This is a genomic window from Streptomyces sp. A2-16 (assembly GCF_018128905.1).
Lineage (GTDB): Bacteria > Actinomycetota > Actinomycetes > Streptomycetales > Streptomycetaceae > Streptomyces.
In genome coordinates, this window is the sequence record NZ_CP063808.1 from 9,615,031 (window position 1) to 9,630,468 (window position 15,438).

Sequence of the window (15,438 nt, forward strand, 5' to 3'; positions counted from 1 at the left end):
TTTAAGTTAGGCTTACCTAAGTTAACTTGGTGTGGGAATCGTACGCGAGGGGTGAAAAGGTCATGGGGCAGGGGCACGGCTGGGAGGGAGCGGTCCTCAGACTGCTGCGCGCGAAGGACTTCGTGTTCACCGTGACCGGCGCCGAGGACGTCACCGGCGACTACCGGCGGGTGCGTCTCACCGACGGCGGCATGCTGGCCGCCACCGGCGTCCACCCCACGATGTGGGTGCGCCTGTGGTTCTCCGCCGCGGGCAAGCCGCATCAGCGCGCGTACACCCTGGTCGACCCGGACCCCGAGGCCGGCACCTTCAGCCTGGAGTTCGCCCTGCACGACGGCGTGGCCAGCGACTGGGCCCGCACGGCGAAGCCCGGCGACACCATCGAGGCCACGGTCCACGGCACCGGCTTCGACCACCCGGATCCCGAGCCCTCCCACGTCTTCGCCTTCGGCGACCCCGCCTCCCTGCCCGCCCTCAACTCCCTCCTCGACGCCCTGGACTCCTCCCCCGCGACCGTCTGGTTCGAGGGCGGCGACGAGGACCTGCCCTTCCGCACCGACCCGACCCGCCACGAGGTCCGCCGGATCCTGCGCCTCGACTCCGGGGCGCACCTGGTCGCCCAGGCGAAGGCGGAACTGCCCGACCTGCTGAAGAGCCACCCCGACGCGTACGTGTGGATCGCCTGCGACACGGCGACGACCCGGGCCCTGTCGTCGTACGTCCGCAAGGACCTCGGCGTCGCCAAGGAGCGGGTGAACGCGCTCGGCTACTGGAGGGACCAGCCCGCCGGCTCCCGGTAGAGGCGCGCCGCCGGCGGGGGCATGATCGGGGTCATGGACGTCACCCTGCACCTCGCCCAGGACCCCGAGGCCGACGAACTCCTCGGCCGCTCCCCGCTCGCCGCGCTGGTCGGGATGCTGCTGGACCAGCAGGTCCCGATGGAGTGGGCGTTCAAGGGGCCCCGCACCATCGCGGACCGCCTCGGTGCGAACGACCTCGACGCGCACGACATCGCCGCGCAGGACCCGGACGCCTTCGCCGCGCTGCTCTCCGAGAAGCCGGCCGTGCACCGCTACCCCGGGTCGATGGCCAAACGGATCCAGCAGCTGTGCCAGTACCTCGTCGAGCACTACGACGGGGAGGCCGAGCTGGTCTGGAAGGGCGTCGAGGACGGACGCGAACTGCTGCGCCGCCTGGAGGAGCTGCCCGGGTTCGGGAAGCAGAAGGCCCAGATCTTCCTGGCGTTGCTGGGCAAGCAGCTCGGTGTCCGGCCCAACGGCTGGCGGGAGGCCGCGGGCGCCTACGGCGAACCGAAGTCCTTCCGGTCCGTCGCCGACATCACCGGCCCCGAGTCACTGACCAAGGTCCGCGCGCACAAGCAGGAGATGAAGGCGGCGGCGAAGGCGGCCAAGAAGTCGTAGCGGCCGGGGTGGTCGCGAGCGGCCGGGGGCGTCGTGACCGGCCGAGGTCGTCGTGACCGGCCGAGGTCGTCGTGACCGGCCGGAGCCGTCGCGACCGGCCGGAGCCGTCGCGACCGGCCGGAGCCGTCGTGACCGGCACGGGTAGCCCTGGTCAGCTGGGTGGCCCGCCCCGGTGGCAGTGCCGTGGGCGGCGGTCCCACCATGGATCATGACCGAGTTCGACGACCGCTTCGACGACCGCAGGGTCCACGCGGGCCACCCTCCGGGCCACCCGACCGGCAGCGCGCCGGGCAGCGCGCCGCACGAACCGGAGCCGCCCTTCGAGGGCCCCCTGCACACCCTCGCCCGCGCCGCCTGGCAGGTCGTCCTGCTCACCGGGATCGCCTCCCTGATCCTGGGGGTGCTGGTCCTGGTCTGGCCCGGCGCCTCCCTGCTCGCGGCCGGTGTCCTGTTCGGCGTCTACCTCCTGATCAGCGGCATCTTCCAGCTGGTCGCCGCCTTCGGCACCCACAGGACGACCGCCCTGCGCGTCCTGGCCTTCATCAGCGGCACCCTGTCGATCCTGCTGGGCCTGTTCTGTCTGCGCGGCCCGATGCGGTCGATCCTGCTGCTCGCCCTGTGGATCGGCATCGGCTGGCTGATCCGCGGCATCACCCAGACCCTGGCCGCCGCCTCCGACCGTTCGATGCCGGCCCGTGGCTGGCAGATCTTCCTCGGAGCGCTCACCTTCGTCGCCGGGATCGTGCTGATCGACGCCCCCTTCGAGTCGGTCGCCGTGCTGACCCTGGTCGGCGGGATCTGGCTGGTCGTCGTCGGAGTCGTCGAGATCGTCACCGCGCTCAGCATCCGCGGCCGGGCCCGGCAGGTGCCGCGGACGGTCTGAACCCGACCGCGTTCACGGCCCCTTGCGGGCACCGTCCCCGTCCGGGCGCCGCCCTCACGCGGGCACTGCTGCGACCGGGTGAATTCCACGGCCGAAGTGATGAAGCAGGCGCGTCGGAGGGGGAGACGACCTGCGTGAGCACCGTACGACGCCCCCCGCATCGCCATGCCTGGCTGCGCGCGCTCGTGCTGCTCCTCGCCCTCCTGGTCCCGGGCGCCCCCGCCCAGACCCACGCGGCCCACGTCGTGGCCGGTGAGATCGCCGAGCACGACGTCCTCGACACCGCCCTGCGGCCGCCGGCCCGGGCCGCCCAGCGCGCGGCCGTACCGCTGCGCCCCGCACCGCGACCGGAGCCGGTCCCCGGGGTGCCGGCCGACCGTCCCCGCCCGGCGCCGCCACGACCGCCGTACGCGCTGCCCGTCCTGCGTTCCGTGGTCCTGCGCTGCTGACAGAGCCCGCTTCCGCCATGCCTGTTCAGCACTCACGCAAGGAACACCGTCATGCCCGTCGACCCGTACGCGGTCCTGCGCGCCCTGCTGCGCGCGGAGGCCGCGCGCAGTGCGCCGAAACCGCAGAGCACGAAGCAGAAGCCACCGGTGCGGGAGGAGAAGCGCGGCTGATCCTCCGGAGGAGGCGGGCTACCGCCTCCTCCGGGCCGTACCGAAGACCGAGCGGGTGATCTCACGCCCGATCTGCGTGCCCAGCGACCGCGCGAGGGACTTGAACATGCCGCTGCCGACGACCTGCTCGACGACGGAGGGCTCCTCCTTGCGCGGGGCGGCCGGGGGCGGGGCCTTCATCTCGTCCGGGGCCTTCATCTCGTCCGGGCCCTTGGCCCCGCGCGAGCCGAGCTTCTCGTACGCCGATTCCCTGTCCACAGCCTGTGCGTAACGTCCGTGCAGCGGCGAGGCCGCGACCGCCGCGTCCAGGGCACCGGCGTCCACGGGCCCCATCAGGGACTCCGGGGCCCGCAGCCGCGTCGCCGCCACGGGCGTGGGAGCGCCCTTCTCGCTCAGCACCGTGACGACGGCCTCCCCGGTCCCGAGCCCGGTGAGCAGCTCCTCCAGGTCGTACGCGGAGTCGGGGAAGGTCTTCACGGTCGCCTTCAGCGCCTTCTGGTCGTCGGGGGTGAAGGCCCTCAGGGCGTGCTGGACACGGTTGCCGAGCTGGGCGAGGACGTCGGCCGGTACGTCCTTCGGGGTCTGCGTGACGAAGAAGACGCCGACCCCTTTCGAGCGAATCAGCCGGACGGTCTGCGTGATGGAGTCGAGGAAGGCCTTCGAGGCCCCGTTGAAGAGCAGATGCGCCTCGTCGAAGAAGAAGACGAGCTTCGGCCTGTCGGCGTCGCCGACCTCCGGCAGATCGTGGAACAGATCGGCGAGCAGCCACATCAGGAAGGTCGAGAAGAGCTGCGGCCGGTCCTGTACGGCGGCCAGCTCCAGCACGGACACCAGCCCGCGCCCGTCGTCCGCCGTCCGCAGCAGCTCGGCGGTGTCGAACTCCGGCTCCCCGAAGAAGTCGGCCATGCCCTGCGCCTCCAGGGCGGTCAGCGACCTGAGGATCACCCCGGCCGTGGCGGTGGACAGCCCCCCGATGTTCCTCAGCTCGGGCTTGCCCTCCTCGGAGGTCAGGAAGGCGACGACGGCCCGCAGGTCCTTCAGGTCGACCAGTTCCAGCCCCTTCTGGTCGGCGTAGTGGAAGATCAGGCCGAGGGACTGCTCCTGGGTCCGGTTGAGCTGGAGCACCTTGGACAGCAGCACCGGTCCGAAGCTGGTGACCGTGGCCCGCACGGGGATGCCGTGCCCGATGCCACCGAGGGCGTAGAACTCGGCGGGAAACCCGCCGGCGACCCATGTCTGATGCACTTCCGCGGCCCTGGACTGCACCTTCTCGTTCCGCACACCCGGCTGGGAGATGCCCGACACATCGCCCTTGATGTCGGCGAGGAAGACCGGGACCCCCTGCGCCGACAGCTGCTCGGCGATGAGCTGGAGCGTCTTGGTCTTGCCGGTGCCGGTGGCACCGGCGACGAGCCCGTGCCGGTTGAGCATCGGCAGAGGGATCCTGACCTGCGCGTCCGGAAGACAGACGCCGTCCCACAGCAGCGCGCCCAGATCGAGGGCGGGGCCCGTGAAGGCGTAGCCGGCGGCGATCTCCAGGGCCTCCCGGGGCAGAGCGGCGGAGCCCGACTGTGCCTCCGGCATGGCCCGGTCGGCAGTTCCCGCGGCGGCCCCCGTCACGCCCTCCGGTGGGGTCTTTCGCTCGCTCATACCAAACCCCTGCTCCCGTTATGCCCCGTTTGGCAGCTTTTTTCCAGCGTCGCACTCGGTCGCCATGGCTGCGCCCGGAAGGTCTTGACCGGTAGGCTTTCCGTGTGATCTTCAAGCGCATCGGAAACGGCCGGCCGTACCCCGACCACGGCCGGGAAAGCACCCGGCAGTGGGCGGACGTCGCACCGCGCCCGGTCCGCCTCGATCAGCTGGTGACGACCAAGGGCCAACTCGACCTGGAAACCCTGCTCGCCGAGGACTCGACGTTCTACGGCGACCTGTTCGCGCATGTCGTGAAGTGGCAGGGCGACCTGTACCTGGAGGACGGCCTGCACCGCGCGGTGCGGGCGGCGCTCCAGCAGCGACAGGTGCTGCACGCGCGCGTGCTCGAGCTGGACTGAGTGACCACGCTGTAAAGGTTTGGCCCTTTCGGGTTCTCCTGCGCCGCGGTCAATGATCATCTAGTAGGCATCGCCGCCCCGGCGCACTACGCTGCGCCCATGAGCATGCTGACGCCCCCCGGCATGGGCGGTAAGTACCGGATCACGGGAGACAAGTACCCCCGGATGCGTCGGCCCCGGCGGCGCGGCAGGCTCGTGTTCGGCGTGGTGGCCTCCGTCACCGCGCTGAGCCTGGTCGGCTGGGGCACGCTTCAGCTCATCGACGTCTTCACGGGCGGCGGCGACAAGGCCTCCGCGGCGGGCCCCAAGGCGGACTGCGCGACCAAGGTCGGCCCGTCCCCCTCCGCGGCACCGCTCCCCAAGCCGGGCCAGATCACCGTCAACGTCCTGAACGCCACGGCGCGCGGCGGACTCGCCAAGAAGACGGCGGACGAACTGAAGAAGCGGGGCTTCAAGATCGGCGACGTGGGCAACGCGACGCCGACCTACGACAAGAAGGTCAAGGGCACCGGGATACTGCTCGGCCCGTCCTCCGCCCTCAAAACCTCCCTCCCGGTCCTCGCGACCCAGCTGACCACCGCGGAGACCCGCACCGACACGCGCAAGGGCACCGAGGTCGACCTGATCATCGGCACGGCCTTCAAGAGCCTGACCGCCAAGGCGTCCGCCGCCAAGGCGCTGTCCGCGCTGAACGCCCCTGTGCCGACGGCGACTGCGTCGAAGAAGGGGTGCTGAGGGGTCGTAGGGGGGCGCCTATTGGGGTGCCAGGTTCGGTTGTCGGGCGGCTGCCGGCCGGTGGGGGCTGGTCGCGCAGTTCCCCGCGCCCCTAGGGAGTTGCAGTCACCTGCGCCGGGATGGGCCGTTGCCACCACCGGCGGTTTGCCGCGTACGGCGGGAAGGGGACGGGGTGGGGGGTGTCCGCCCGCAGCGGCCGGCGTCCGTTACCGGGCCCTTTTGAATCGGCCGAGCCGCCGGACCGAGGACGGATACCCCCCACCCCGGCCCCGACCCACCCACCGAACCGCACGCGCTGCACACGCCCCCACCGAACCCGCAGCTGCGCCGCAGGCATCAGGGGCGCAAAAACACCCGCCGCCCTACTCCGCCGCCCCGTACAGCCGATCCCCCGCGTCCCCAAGCCCCGGCACGATGTAGCCGTGCTCGTTGAGGTGATCGTCGACCGCGGCCGTCACCACCGTCACCGGCGTACCCGCCAGCTCCCGCTCCATGATCTCCACGCCCTCCGGCGCGGCCAGCAGAACCACGGCCGTCACATCGTCCGCACCCCGCTTGATCAGCTCGCGGATCGCCGCCACCAGCGTCCCGCCGGTCGCGAGCATGGGGTCGAGGACGTACACCTGCCGCCCGGACAGATCCTCCGGCATACGCGCGGCGTACGTCGTGGCCTGCAGCGTCTCCTCGTTGCGGATCATGCCGAGGAACCCCACCTCGGCGGTCGGCAGCAGCCGGACCATGCCGTCCAGCATGCCGAGCCCGGCCCGCAGGATCGGCACCACCAGCGGCCGCGGGTAGGACAGCTTCACCCCGGTCGTCCCGGCGACCGGGGTCCGGATGTCGACCGCCTCGGTGCGCACGTCGCGCGTGGCCTCGTAGGCGAGCAGGGTGACCAACTCGTCGGCGAGCCGACGGAAAGTCGCGGAGTCGGTGCGCTGGTCGCGCAGCGTGGTGAGCTTGTGGGCGACCAGAGGGTGGTCGACGACGTGGAGACGCATGTCCACAACAGTAGCCGGGTCCACCGAACCGCTCGCGCTGGCGTCAAACCGCCCGACCGGGGGAAAGTGGGAGGGACGGACTGGGGTGGTGAACCGATGCCTGACCTGCCTGAGCACGAACCGTCGTCACAGGAGACCGACGCCGAGCGCCGGCGCCGACGCGCACAGTTCCTGCGGGACCTCGCGGAGGCCCGGGAACTGCGCGACCGGGTACAGCCGCGCCGCGCCAAGGTGGCCCGGCTGCGGCACGCGATGCGCATGCGGACCTTCCGCTGGTAAGGAAGATCACGTGTCCGGCACGCCCGAGGGAGCGCTCACAGAGCCCGCGTGGAGCATTCACGGGGCACTGAAGGTGCGCTGAACAGGTGGCCGTGCGTGGCCCCTTGGAAAAGCCGCGTACGATCCCGCTCGTGGCGGCGACGAGTGCGCTGGTGAGTCCTTCACCGACGTGCCGACGCGCGTGCGATCAAAACCACCGGACACAGGGTGCCGAAGACGTCCCCTGAACGCCTTGTTTCTGCCACGATTCCGAGTGGGTGGGGCTCGGAGCCGAGCTCTCCCCGCCCAACCTCCGCCGGGGGGACCCCCAACCGGCACGCCTATGACCAGTGGGAGAGTCACGGTGTACTTCGCCGCACTGCTCGCGCGCACCGAAGACGGGTGGGAAGCGAGCGACACGGAGCTCCTCGACAATGTGGAGACGCTGTCGGATCTGGCCGACCTCGCCCGGGAAGCCGCGGCCGAGGACGACACGGTGCTCGTGCTGATCGAGCAGGAGGACGCCTGGTTCGGCGTCGTCCGCATCGACGGCGAGGAGGACCCTCGTATCTACGTCTCGGACGCCGCCGCTGCCGCCCGCAGCTCGTACGGCGAGATCCTGCTCACCGACGAACTGCTCGGAAGGGAGCCCGGCGACGACGGCCCCGACCTCGACGCCCTCGATCTCGACGGGACCGAGGACGGGGAGGACGAGGAGGACGACGACGACACCGTCGAGGCGGGCGGCTCCGGAGAGGCCGTACCGCACGGCCCGGTCGGTGACGCGCAGGTCCTCGACGACCTGGGTGTCAGCGAGAAGGAGCTGAAGGCCCTGTCGGAGGACGCCGTCACCGAGATCGCCGAGGCCCTGGGCGCCTCGGAGGTCCTGGAGACCGTCCGCTGACCGCACCGACCGCGGAAGACGGCGCCCCCGACCCGGTGCGGGATCCTTGGCGGACCGCGATGCGGCTCGCCCTGGACGAGGCCGGCCGGGCGGGCCCGGACGTGCCGGTGGGCGCCGTCGTACTGTCCCCGGACGGTACGACCGTGCTCGCCGCCGGCCACAACGAACGCGAGGCCGGCGGCGATCCGACCGCGCACGCGGAGATCCTCGCGATCAGAAGGGCCGCGGCGCAGCTCGGCGAGTGGCGGCTGACCGGCTGCACCCTGGTCGTCACGCTGGAGCCCTGCACGATGTGCGCGGGCGCGATCGTGCAGTCCCGGGTGGACCGGGTCGTCTACGGCGCCCGGGACGAGAAGGCGGGCGCGGCCGGCTCCCTGTGGGACGTCGTCCGCGATCGGCGCCTCAACCACCGCCCCGAGGTGGTCGAGGGCGTCCTCGCGGACGAGTGCGCGAGGCTGCTCACGGAGTTCTTCCGGGACCGCTGAATACCGATTTCAAAGCACGCCCCACCTTGCTGTAAGGTCTCCCTCGGTAGCGTGTCCGAGCGGCCGAAGGAGCTCGCCTCGAAAGCGAGTGTGGCGCAAGTCACCGAGGGTTCAAATCCCTCCGCTACCGCTTGAGAAGGGCCCCGTCGAGAGACGGGGCCCTTCGTGCGTACTGATCACCCCGGTTACACTCGCGCCCCAGAAGCAACAGAACACAACAAGCGGGGGAGGCCGCGATGGCGGTGAACGGTAAGAAGATCGCCGTCTATGTGCTCGTGGTCTTCATCCTGTACGTGATCATCACGGACCCGGCCAAGGCCGCCGACTACGTGCAGATAGGGTTCGAGGGCATATCGGACGCCGCCAAGGCCGTGGGCGACTTCTTCACATGGCTGGCCGACGGCGCGCACTAGCTGGGAGCGCAGATGATCCGCCACCTGGTCCTCTTCAAGCTCAACGAGGGTGTCGAGCGCGACGACCCGCGCGTCGTGGAGGGCGTGGCAGCCTTCCGTGCCCTGGAGGGCAAGATCCCCGAGATCCGCTTCTGGGAGCTGGGCTGGAACCTCAGCGACCGCCCCATCGCCTACGACTTCGCCATCAACTCCGGGTTCGAGGACGCGACCGCGCTGCGGACGTACGTCGAGCACCCGGAGCACCAGGCGGGCGTGGCGCTGTGGAAGGAGTTCGCCACCTGGGTGATCGCGGACTACGCGTACTGAGCCCGAGTGCTCCGAAGCCTCCTGCCGGCAACGGCGGGAGGCTTTTGTGCGTCTTCCGCTCCAACTTGCCCCTCAACACGGCGTAACCCAACGTTATGCGGTGCTTGCACACAGTGCACATGTCTTGTGATGCTATGACCGCTTTTGACGGATGAGTTGACCAACGAAGAGGTGGCGTTGACCGTGTCGGCCAGTACCGCGCCTCCCCAGGAGGCCCCCCAGGAGGCCGCTCCACGCAGTCGCGGCGCCGACACCCGGGCGCTCACCCAGGTGCTCTTCGGCCAGTTGAAAGGGCTTCAGCCCGGCACGCCGGAGCACAACCGGGTGCGGACGGCACTCATCGAGGCCAACCTCCCGCTCGTGCGCTACGCGGCCGCCCGCTTCCGCTCCCGGAACGAGCCGATGGAGGACGTGATCCAGGTCGGCACCATCGGGCTCATCAACGCGATCGACCGCTTCGACCCGGACCGGGGCGTGCAGTTCCCGACCTTCGCGATGCCGACCGTCGTGGGCGAGATCAAGCGGTACTTCCGCGACAACGTCCGCACGGTCCACGTACCCCGCCGTCTCCACGAGTTGTGGGTCCAGGTCAACGGCGCCACCGAGGACCTGACGACCGCGTTCGGCCGCACCCCCACCACGGCCGAGATCGCCGAGCGGCTGCGCATCACCGAGGACGAGGTGCTGTCCTGCATCGAGGCCGGCCGGTCGTACCACGCCACCTCGCTCGAGGCCGCCCAGGAGGGCGACGGACTGCCGGGCCTGCTCGACCGGCTCGGTTACGAGGACCCGGCGCTCGACGGCGTGGAACACCGCGACCTGGTCCGCCATCTCCTGGTCCAACTCCCGGAACGGGAACAGCGAATCCTGCTGCTGCGCTACTACAGCAATCTCACCCAGTCGCAAATCAGCGCGGAACTCGGCGTCTCGCAGATGCACGTTTCGAGGCTACTGGCGCGTAGCTTCCAGCGACTGCGGTCCGCCAATCGGATCGACGCATAGTCTTCCGCGGATAGCCGATGCATAAGGGGCGCACGGTCGCACGATCCGTAACACCGCAGTTCGCAAGCAGGATCGAGAGGTAACCGGCAAGAGCGAATCGCTCACCGGCGCCGTTCCCGACACTTCTGTGCCGAAAAACCGTCAGACCCCCTTTATCCAGGGCGGATTAGAGTCTCACATGTCGACATGTCACTACAGCGTGTTGCCGACATGTGACATTCTGCCGGAAGCGCGTTTGCCGAGGCTTCGGCTCCGGTATTCAGGTGAAGGCTGACGTTCCACCACGGGGCGTTCGCCGCGACCGTCCCGCGACCCAAAGGGGGTGGCATGTCCGCAGATCAGGGCAGCTCGAAGGTGCTCACGCTCACCAAGAACGAGGCTGAGCCCGCACTCGACGACGTCACGGCCGTCGAGGCCGCGCAGGCCCCGGCCCTCCCGGCCCTTCCGGCCGTATCCGGAGCCATCGACACCCGCACCCTGTCCCGCTCCCTCTTCCTGCGGCTCGCCGCACTCGACGAGAACAGCCCCGAGCGCGCGTACGTCCGGGACACCCTCATCGAGCTCAACCTCCCGTTGGTGCGCTACGCGGCGGCTCGTTTCCGCTCGCGCAACGAGCCGATGGAGGACATCGTCCAGGTCGGCACCATCGGGCTGATCAAGGCGATCGACCGCTTCGACTGCGAACGGGGCGTCGAGTTCCCGACGTTCGCGATGCCGACGGTCGTGGGCGAGATCAAGCGGTTCTTCCGCGACACCTCCTGGTCGGTCCGCGTCCCGCGCCGCCTCCAGGAGCTGCGCCTCGCACTCACCAAGGCCAGCGACGAGCTCTCCCAGAAGCTGGACCGCTCTCCGACGGTCGCCGAACTCGCCTCCGTGCTGGGCGTGTCCGAGGAGGACGTCGTCGACGGCCTCGCGGTCGGCAACGCGTACACCGCGTCATCGCTGGACTCCCCGGCCCCGGAGGACGACGGCGGCGAGGGTTCCCTCGCGGACCGCCTCGGCTACGAGGACACGGCCCTGGAGGGCGTCGAGTACCGGGAGTCCCTGAAGCCGCTCCTGGCCAAACTCCCGCCCCGTGAGCGCCAGATCATCATGCTGCGCTTCTTCGCCAACATGACCCAGTCCCAGATCGGCGAGGAGGTCGGCATCTCCCAGATGCACGTCTCCCGCCTCCTGACCCGCACCCTGGCCCAATTGCGGGAAGGCCTCATCTCGGACTGACCAGCTCCGAGCCGGGCGTAGCTGGTCGCGCGATCAGCTGCGCTGGGCTGGAGCCGGGCGCCTTTTGGGGTGCCGAGTTCGGTAGTCGGGCGACTGCGAGGCCGTCGTGGCTGGTCACGCAGTTCCCCGCGGTCAGCTGCGCTGGGCTGGAGCCGGGCGCCTATGGGGGTGCCGGGTCAGGTGGTCGGGCGGCTGCGGGTCAGTCGTGGCTGGTCGCGCAGTTCCCCGCGCCCCTGGGGGGTTGCAGTGATCCTGCGCCGGGACGGGCCGTTCGCCAGCCCGCGCGCCGCAACGGACCCGAGGAAGCCACCTCGCGCGCCTCCACGAGCCGCTCGCCTCCACGAGCCGCTCGCCGGACCGCGCGGCACCACGGGCCGGCGGCCGGGACGCGCGCCCACGACGGGCCGCAAGCCGCGTACGGCGGCAAGGGGACGGGGTGGGGGGTGTCCGCCCGCAGCGGCCGGCGTCCGTTACCGAGCACTGCTCAAGTGACCGAGCCGCCGGACCGAGGACGGACACCCCCCACCCCGGCCCCGACCCACCCACCGAACCGCACGCGCTACGCACGCCCCCACCGGGTCCGCAGCTGCGCCGCAGGCATCCGGCCTACTTCAGCGCCAGCCAAGCCACCGCCGCCACAACCGCCACCGCGACGATCACTCCGATGATGATCCCGACGCGCGGACCGCCGGACGAAGCGGCCGGTGCGGTCTGCTGGGTGCGGCCCTGCGGGCCCTCGTCGACGAACGCGCGGAACATCTGAGTGCTGCCGGCGGGGTCGTAGTTGCCCTGGGGGCCCTGGTTGTCAGCCATGCCCAGAGACCCTAGCGAATCAGGGAGTCGGGCCCAAGTGCGGGGCTGACAGGGCCATCCCCAGGCCCCACATGCAGATTTACGTTCGCAATACTTGCCTTTGCCAAGTTTTTATACCGCTCCTACCCCGTTTTATTTGCCTGTAGCAACCAAGCACACCTATGGTTGCCCCAAGCAACGAATACGGGAGGTGTGATGGCCGAGCAGGCGCGATACGAAGAGCTGATCCGCCAGTTCAGTGCCTTCGGAGCGGTGAAGAGGGAGATCGGGCGGATGATGCCGTCCGAGTGCCCCTCCGGCTCCGCCGCCGTACTGACCCTCCTCGGGCGCTACGGAGACATGCGCATGAGCAGACTCTCCGAGCTGCTCGCCGTGGACATGTCGGTCACCAGCCGCCACGTGGCACACGTCGCCGAGCGCGGCTGGATCGAGCGCTCCCCCGACCCGGCGGACAAGCGCTCCCGCATCCTGCGCCTGACACCGGCCGGCCAGTCGCTCCTCGACCAGCTGTCCCGCCGTACCTGCCACATGCTCGCCGAGCGACTCGGCGACTGGAGCGACGACGAGGTGGCCCAGCTGACCGCGCTGATGGCCCGCCTGCGGGCGAGCTTCGACGACACCCGCGCCCACGGCCCCGACCCCCGGCCCCCGGTACTCCCCGTACCCGACGCGCCCGGCGGACCTCCGGCACGGGACTCCGGACCCCACGCACCCCCCGTATTCGAACAGACCACCCGTACACCCGCGATCACCAAGTAAGAGAAGGAAGCCCATGGCAACGACCACACCAGCCGGTGTGCGGGCTCACGCCAAGCACGGGGGAGGCTCCCAGGAGTACGCCCCGATGACGCACCGGCAGATCATGGAGGCCATCTCCGGCCTGCTGCTCGGCATGTTCGTGGCGATCCTGTCGTCCACGATCGTCACCAACGCCCTCCCGCACATCATCAGCGATCTCGGCGGCGGCCAGTCCGCCTACACCTGGGTCGTCACCGCCGCCCTCCTGTCGATGACCGCGGCCACCCCCCTGTGGGGCAAGCTCGCCGACCTGTACAGCAAGAAGGCGCTCGTCCAGATAGCCCTCGTCATCTACGTGCTGGGCTCCGCGGCCGCCGGTCTCTCGCAGAACGCCGGCATGCTGATCGCCTGCCGTGTCGTCCAGGGCATCGGCGTCGGCGGTCTGTCCGCCCTCGCGCAGATCGTCATGGCCGCGATGATCTCCCCGCGTGAGCGCGGCCGTTACTCCGGCTACCTCGGCGCGACCTTCGCCGTCGCCACCGTCGGCGGCCCGCTGCTCGGCGGTGTCATCACCGACACCTCGTGGCTGGGCTGGCGCTGGTGCTTCTACGTCGGCGTCCCCTTCGCCGTCATCGCGCTGATCGTGCTGCAGAAGACGCTGCACCTGCCCGTCGTGAAGCGGGACGTGAAGGTCGACTGGGGCGGCGCGTTCTTCATCGCCGCCGCTGTCTCGCTGCTGCTGGTCTGGGTCACCTTCGCCGGTGACAAGTACGACTGGATCTCCTGGCAGACGTACGCGATGGTCGGCGGTTCGATCGTCCTCGGTCTGATCTTCGTGCTGGTCGAGTCCAAGGTGCGCGAGCCGATCATCCCGCTGCGGCTGTTCAAGAACCGCACGATCACCCTCGCCTCGCTGGCCTCGCTGTTCGTCGGTGTCGCGATGTTCACCGGCACGGTCTTCTTCAGCCAGTACTTCCAGCTGGCCCGCGACAAGTCCCCCACGATGTCGGGCGTCATGACGATCCCGATGATCGGCGGGCTCTTCATCTCCTCCACCGTCTCCGGGCAGTTCATCACCCGCACCGGACGCTGGAAGGCGTGGCTGGTCAGCGGTGGTGTGCTGGTGACGGCCGGACTGGGCCTGCTGGGCACCATCCGGTACGACACGGCCTACTGGAAGATGTCGATCTTCATGGCCCTGCTGGGTCTCGGCATCGGCATGATGATGCAGAACCTGGTGCTGTGCACCCAGAACCAGGTCGACCCGAGCGACCTCGGCTCCGCCAGCTCCACGGTCACCTTCTTCCGTTCCCTCGGTGGTGCGGTCGGCGTCTCCGCGCTCGGCGCGGTCATGTCCCACCGGATCACGCACTACGTGTCGGACGGGATCGCCGCCCTCGACCCCAAGTACCAGGCCGCCCTTGCCGGTTCGAGCTCCTCCACCGACAGCATCCCGGACCTGGCCAAGCTCCCGGCCCCGGTGCGCACGCTCATGGAGAGCGCCTACGGCCACGGCATCGCCGACGTGTTCCTGATCGCCGGCGTCCTCGCGGCCGTCGCGTTCCTGATCACCCTGTTCATCAAGGAGGTCCCGCTGCGGACCAAGGGCGCGCTGGCACAGGCCGCGGCGGACGAGTCGCCGGCCGAGGTGCCCGCGGAAGCGGCCGAGGCTCCCGCTGCCGGGCACACCCCCAGCTGGGCCACGACCACCTCCGACACCGAGACCGCCCCCGACGGCACCCAGCGGCTGGCCGCCGTGGCCACGCTCGCCCGTCCGGAGGCGTCCGTCGAGGGCTCCGGCGGCATCCCGGTGCGCGGTTTCGTGCGCGGCGCCGAGAGCGCGCCGGTCCCCCAGGCCGCGGTCACGCTGATCTCGCTCACGGGACGGCAGCTGGGCCGGTCGGTCACGCGGGCCGACGGTTCCTACGCGGTCGAGGCGCCGAGCGTGGGCTCGTACGTCCTGATCGCCTCCGCGGACGGCTTCCAGCCGCAGGCGTCGACCGTCCTGGTGGGCGGCGAGCCGGTGGCGTACGACATCCTCCTCAGCGGCACCAGTGGGCTGAACGGGCTCGTGCGGGCCGCGCAGAACGGGGAGCCGGTCAAGGACGCGATGGTGATCGTCACCGATGTGCGGGGCGACCTGCTGGCCACCGGGACCACCGGTGAGCAGGGCGAGTTCGCCTTCGGTGAGCTGGTGCCGGGTGCGGTGACCGTCGCGGTGAACGCCGCCGGGTTCCGGCCGCGCGCCCTGCCCGTCGAGGTCGGCGGCACCGGCGTCACCCGGATCGAGGTCGACCTGGACTCGGGCGCCCGTCTGCAGGGTGTCGTACGGGCGCCGCACGGTCCGCTGGCCGACGCCCGCGTGACGCTGGTCGACGCGGCCGGCAACGTGGTCGGGACCGCCACCACCGGGACGGACGGGGCGTACGCCTTCACCGACCTGGACGGCGGCGAGTACACGGTCATCGCGACGGGCTACCCGCCGCAGGCGACGGCGCTGACGGTGAACGGCCCCGGCGTCGACGACCACGACATCGAACTCGCCCACCCGGGCGAGTAGTTCAGGACCCCGGCCCGTGGTGGGGAGCGC

Annotated in this window: 18 protein-coding genes and 1 tRNA gene; 16 read left to right on the top strand and 3 right to left on the bottom strand. The window is 70.4% G+C overall.

The window, feature by feature from the left end; genetic code table 11:
- Positions 1 to 62 precede the first annotated feature (62 nt).
- The 4 genes from IOD14_RS43210 to IOD14_RS43225 all read left to right on the top strand — a co-directional run bounded on the left by IOD14_RS43210 (position 63) and on the right by IOD14_RS43225 (position 2,753).
- Positions 63 to 800 (top strand): siderophore-interacting protein, encoded by a 738-nt coding sequence (locus IOD14_RS43210; protein WP_212673114.1) that lies wholly within the window; start codon positions 63 to 65, stop codon positions 798 to 800.
- Between the two features lie 33 nt (positions 801 to 833).
- Positions 834 to 1,421 (top strand): HhH-GPD-type base excision DNA repair protein, encoded by a 588-nt coding sequence (locus IOD14_RS43215; RefSeq protein ID WP_123990261.1) that lies wholly within the window; start codon positions 834 to 836, stop codon positions 1,419 to 1,421.
- A gap of 208 nt (positions 1,422 to 1,629) precedes the next feature.
- Positions 1,630 to 2,304, top strand: a complete 675-nt coding sequence (locus IOD14_RS43220; RefSeq protein WP_123990262.1) for an HdeD family acid-resistance protein — start codon at positions 1,630 to 1,632, stop codon at positions 2,302 to 2,304.
- 134 nt (positions 2,305 to 2,438) lie between these two features.
- Complete coding sequence (locus tag IOD14_RS43225) at positions 2,439 to 2,753, top strand: hypothetical protein (RefSeq protein WP_249126223.1); 315 nt, start codon at positions 2,439 to 2,441, stop codon at positions 2,751 to 2,753.
- A gap of 189 nt (positions 2,754 to 2,942) precedes the next feature.
- Here IOD14_RS43225 and IOD14_RS43230 read toward each other — a convergent pair whose 3' ends face one another.
- Positions 2,943 to 4,508, bottom strand: a complete 1,566-nt coding sequence (locus IOD14_RS43230; protein ID WP_212673525.1) for a helicase HerA-like domain-containing protein — start codon at positions 4,506 to 4,508, stop codon at positions 2,943 to 2,945.
- Between the two features lie 170 nt (positions 4,509 to 4,678).
- Between IOD14_RS43230 and IOD14_RS43235 the strand changes: the two genes are divergently transcribed.
- Entirely contained in the window at positions 4,679 to 4,975 is a 297-nt protein-coding gene (locus IOD14_RS43235; RefSeq protein ID WP_003999914.1) for a type II toxin-antitoxin system VapB family antitoxin, read from the top strand.
- Between the two features lie 99 nt (positions 4,976 to 5,074).
- Positions 5,075 to 5,710 (top strand): LytR C-terminal domain-containing protein, encoded by a 636-nt coding sequence (locus IOD14_RS43240; RefSeq protein ID WP_249126224.1) that lies wholly within the window; start codon positions 5,075 to 5,077, stop codon positions 5,708 to 5,710.
- A 362-nt stretch (positions 5,711 to 6,072) separates the two neighbouring features.
- On the opposite strand, the gene upp is transcribed toward IOD14_RS43240, so the two are convergent.
- On the bottom strand, positions 6,073 to 6,708 hold the full coding sequence (gene upp, locus IOD14_RS43245; RefSeq protein WP_123990263.1) for a uracil phosphoribosyltransferase: 636 nt from the start codon (positions 6,706 to 6,708) through the stop codon (positions 6,073 to 6,075).
- A gap of 96 nt (positions 6,709 to 6,804) precedes the next feature.
- On the opposite strand from upp, the gene IOD14_RS43250 reads away from it, so the two are divergent.
- The 8 genes from IOD14_RS43250 to IOD14_RS43285 all read left to right on the top strand — a co-directional run bounded on the left by IOD14_RS43250 (position 6,805) and on the right by IOD14_RS43285 (position 11,297).
- Entirely contained in the window at positions 6,805 to 6,987 is a 183-nt protein-coding gene (locus IOD14_RS43250; RefSeq protein WP_007383124.1) for a hypothetical protein, read from the top strand.
- Positions 6,988 to 7,330: 343 nt separating this feature from the next.
- A complete protein-coding gene (locus IOD14_RS43255; RefSeq protein WP_123992737.1) occupies positions 7,331 to 7,870 on the top strand; it encodes a hypothetical protein in 540 nt (179 codons plus the stop codon).
- Between the two features lie 59 nt (positions 7,871 to 7,929).
- The gene (gene tadA / locus IOD14_RS43260) at positions 7,930 to 8,355 is read left to right on the top strand and encodes a tRNA adenosine(34) deaminase TadA (RefSeq protein ID WP_249126225.1); all 426 of its coding nucleotides are present in this window, start codon (positions 7,930 to 7,932) and stop codon (positions 8,353 to 8,355) included.
- A 45-nt stretch (positions 8,356 to 8,400) separates the two neighbouring features.
- A tRNA-Ser gene (locus IOD14_RS43265) sits at positions 8,401 to 8,485 on the top strand.
- A gap of 106 nt (positions 8,486 to 8,591) precedes the next feature.
- Positions 8,592 to 8,768: a hypothetical protein gene (locus IOD14_RS43270; RefSeq protein WP_174269173.1), complete on the top strand. Its 177-nt coding sequence runs from the start codon at positions 8,592 to 8,594 to the stop codon at positions 8,766 to 8,768.
- 12 nt (positions 8,769 to 8,780) lie between these two features.
- Positions 8,781 to 9,074 carry a Dabb family protein gene (locus IOD14_RS43275; protein WP_123990265.1) on the top strand — a complete coding sequence of 98 codons (294 nt, stop codon included), beginning with the start codon at positions 8,781 to 8,783 and terminating at the stop codon, positions 9,072 to 9,074.
- 144 nt (positions 9,075 to 9,218) lie between these two features.
- Positions 9,219 to 10,076 (top strand): RNA polymerase sigma factor SigF, encoded by an 858-nt coding sequence (locus IOD14_RS43280; protein ID WP_123990266.1) that lies wholly within the window; start codon positions 9,219 to 9,221, stop codon positions 10,074 to 10,076.
- Between the two features lie 327 nt (positions 10,077 to 10,403).
- Positions 10,404 to 11,297, top strand: coding sequence for an RNA polymerase sigma factor SigF (locus IOD14_RS43285; protein WP_123990267.1), 894 nt, complete (start codon positions 10,404 to 10,406; stop codon positions 11,295 to 11,297).
- A gap of 606 nt (positions 11,298 to 11,903) precedes the next feature.
- Here IOD14_RS43285 and IOD14_RS43290 read toward each other — a convergent pair.
- The gene (locus IOD14_RS43290) at positions 11,904 to 12,110 is read right to left on the bottom strand and encodes a hypothetical protein (RefSeq protein WP_123990268.1); all 207 of its coding nucleotides are present in this window, start codon (positions 12,108 to 12,110) and stop codon (positions 11,904 to 11,906) included.
- Positions 12,111 to 12,305: 195 nt separating this feature from the next.
- Here IOD14_RS43290 and IOD14_RS43295 point away from each other — a divergent pair, with 195 nt between their 5' ends.
- Both IOD14_RS43295 and IOD14_RS43300 read left to right on the top strand, forming a co-directional pair.
- The gene (locus tag IOD14_RS43295) at positions 12,306 to 12,869 is read left to right on the top strand and encodes a MarR family winged helix-turn-helix transcriptional regulator (RefSeq protein WP_123990269.1); all 564 of its coding nucleotides are present in this window, start codon (positions 12,306 to 12,308) and stop codon (positions 12,867 to 12,869) included.
- 13 nt (positions 12,870 to 12,882) lie between these two features.
- Positions 12,883 to 15,408, top strand: a complete 2,526-nt coding sequence (locus tag IOD14_RS43300; RefSeq protein WP_123990270.1) for an MFS transporter — start codon at positions 12,883 to 12,885, stop codon at positions 15,406 to 15,408.
- The last annotated feature ends 30 nt before the right edge of the window (positions 15,409 to 15,438 follow it).

Bases quoted from the DNA above. Each gene is read 5' to 3' on its own strand.
- IOD14_RS43210 (WP_212673114.1), top strand. From the start codon at position 63: ATGGGGCAGGGGCACGGCTGGGAGGGAGCGGTCCTCAGACTGCTGCGC.
- IOD14_RS43215 (WP_123990261.1), top strand. From the start codon at position 834: ATGGACGTCACCCTGCACCTCGCCCAGGACCCCGAGGCCGACGAACTC.
- IOD14_RS43220 (WP_123990262.1), top strand. From the start codon at position 1,630: ATGACCGAGTTCGACGACCGCTTCGACGACCGCAGGGTCCACGCGGGC.
- IOD14_RS43230 (WP_212673525.1), bottom strand. From the start codon at position 4,508: ATGCCGGAGGCACAGTCGGGCTCCGCCGCTCTGCCCCGGGAGGCCCTG.
- IOD14_RS43240 (WP_249126224.1), top strand. From the start codon at position 5,075: ATGAGCATGCTGACGCCCCCCGGCATGGGCGGTAAGTACCGGATCACG.
- upp (WP_123990263.1), bottom strand. From the start codon at position 6,708: ATGCGTCTCCACGTCGTCGACCACCCTCTGGTCGCCCACAAGCTCACC.
- IOD14_RS43250 (WP_007383124.1), top strand. From the start codon at position 6,805: ATGCCTGACCTGCCTGAGCACGAACCGTCGTCACAGGAGACCGACGCC.
- tadA (WP_249126225.1), top strand. From the start codon at position 7,930: ATGCGGCTCGCCCTGGACGAGGCCGGCCGGGCGGGCCCGGACGTGCCG.
- IOD14_RS43270 (WP_174269173.1), top strand. From the start codon at position 8,592: ATGGCGGTGAACGGTAAGAAGATCGCCGTCTATGTGCTCGTGGTCTTC.
- IOD14_RS43275 (WP_123990265.1), top strand. From the start codon at position 8,781: ATGATCCGCCACCTGGTCCTCTTCAAGCTCAACGAGGGTGTCGAGCGC.
- IOD14_RS43285 (WP_123990267.1), top strand. From the start codon at position 10,404: ATGTCCGCAGATCAGGGCAGCTCGAAGGTGCTCACGCTCACCAAGAAC.
- IOD14_RS43290 (WP_123990268.1), bottom strand. From the start codon at position 12,110: ATGGCTGACAACCAGGGCCCCCAGGGCAACTACGACCCCGCCGGCAGC.
- IOD14_RS43295 (WP_123990269.1), top strand. From the start codon at position 12,306: ATGGCCGAGCAGGCGCGATACGAAGAGCTGATCCGCCAGTTCAGTGCC.
- IOD14_RS43300 (WP_123990270.1), top strand. From the start codon at position 12,883: ATGGCAACGACCACACCAGCCGGTGTGCGGGCTCACGCCAAGCACGGG.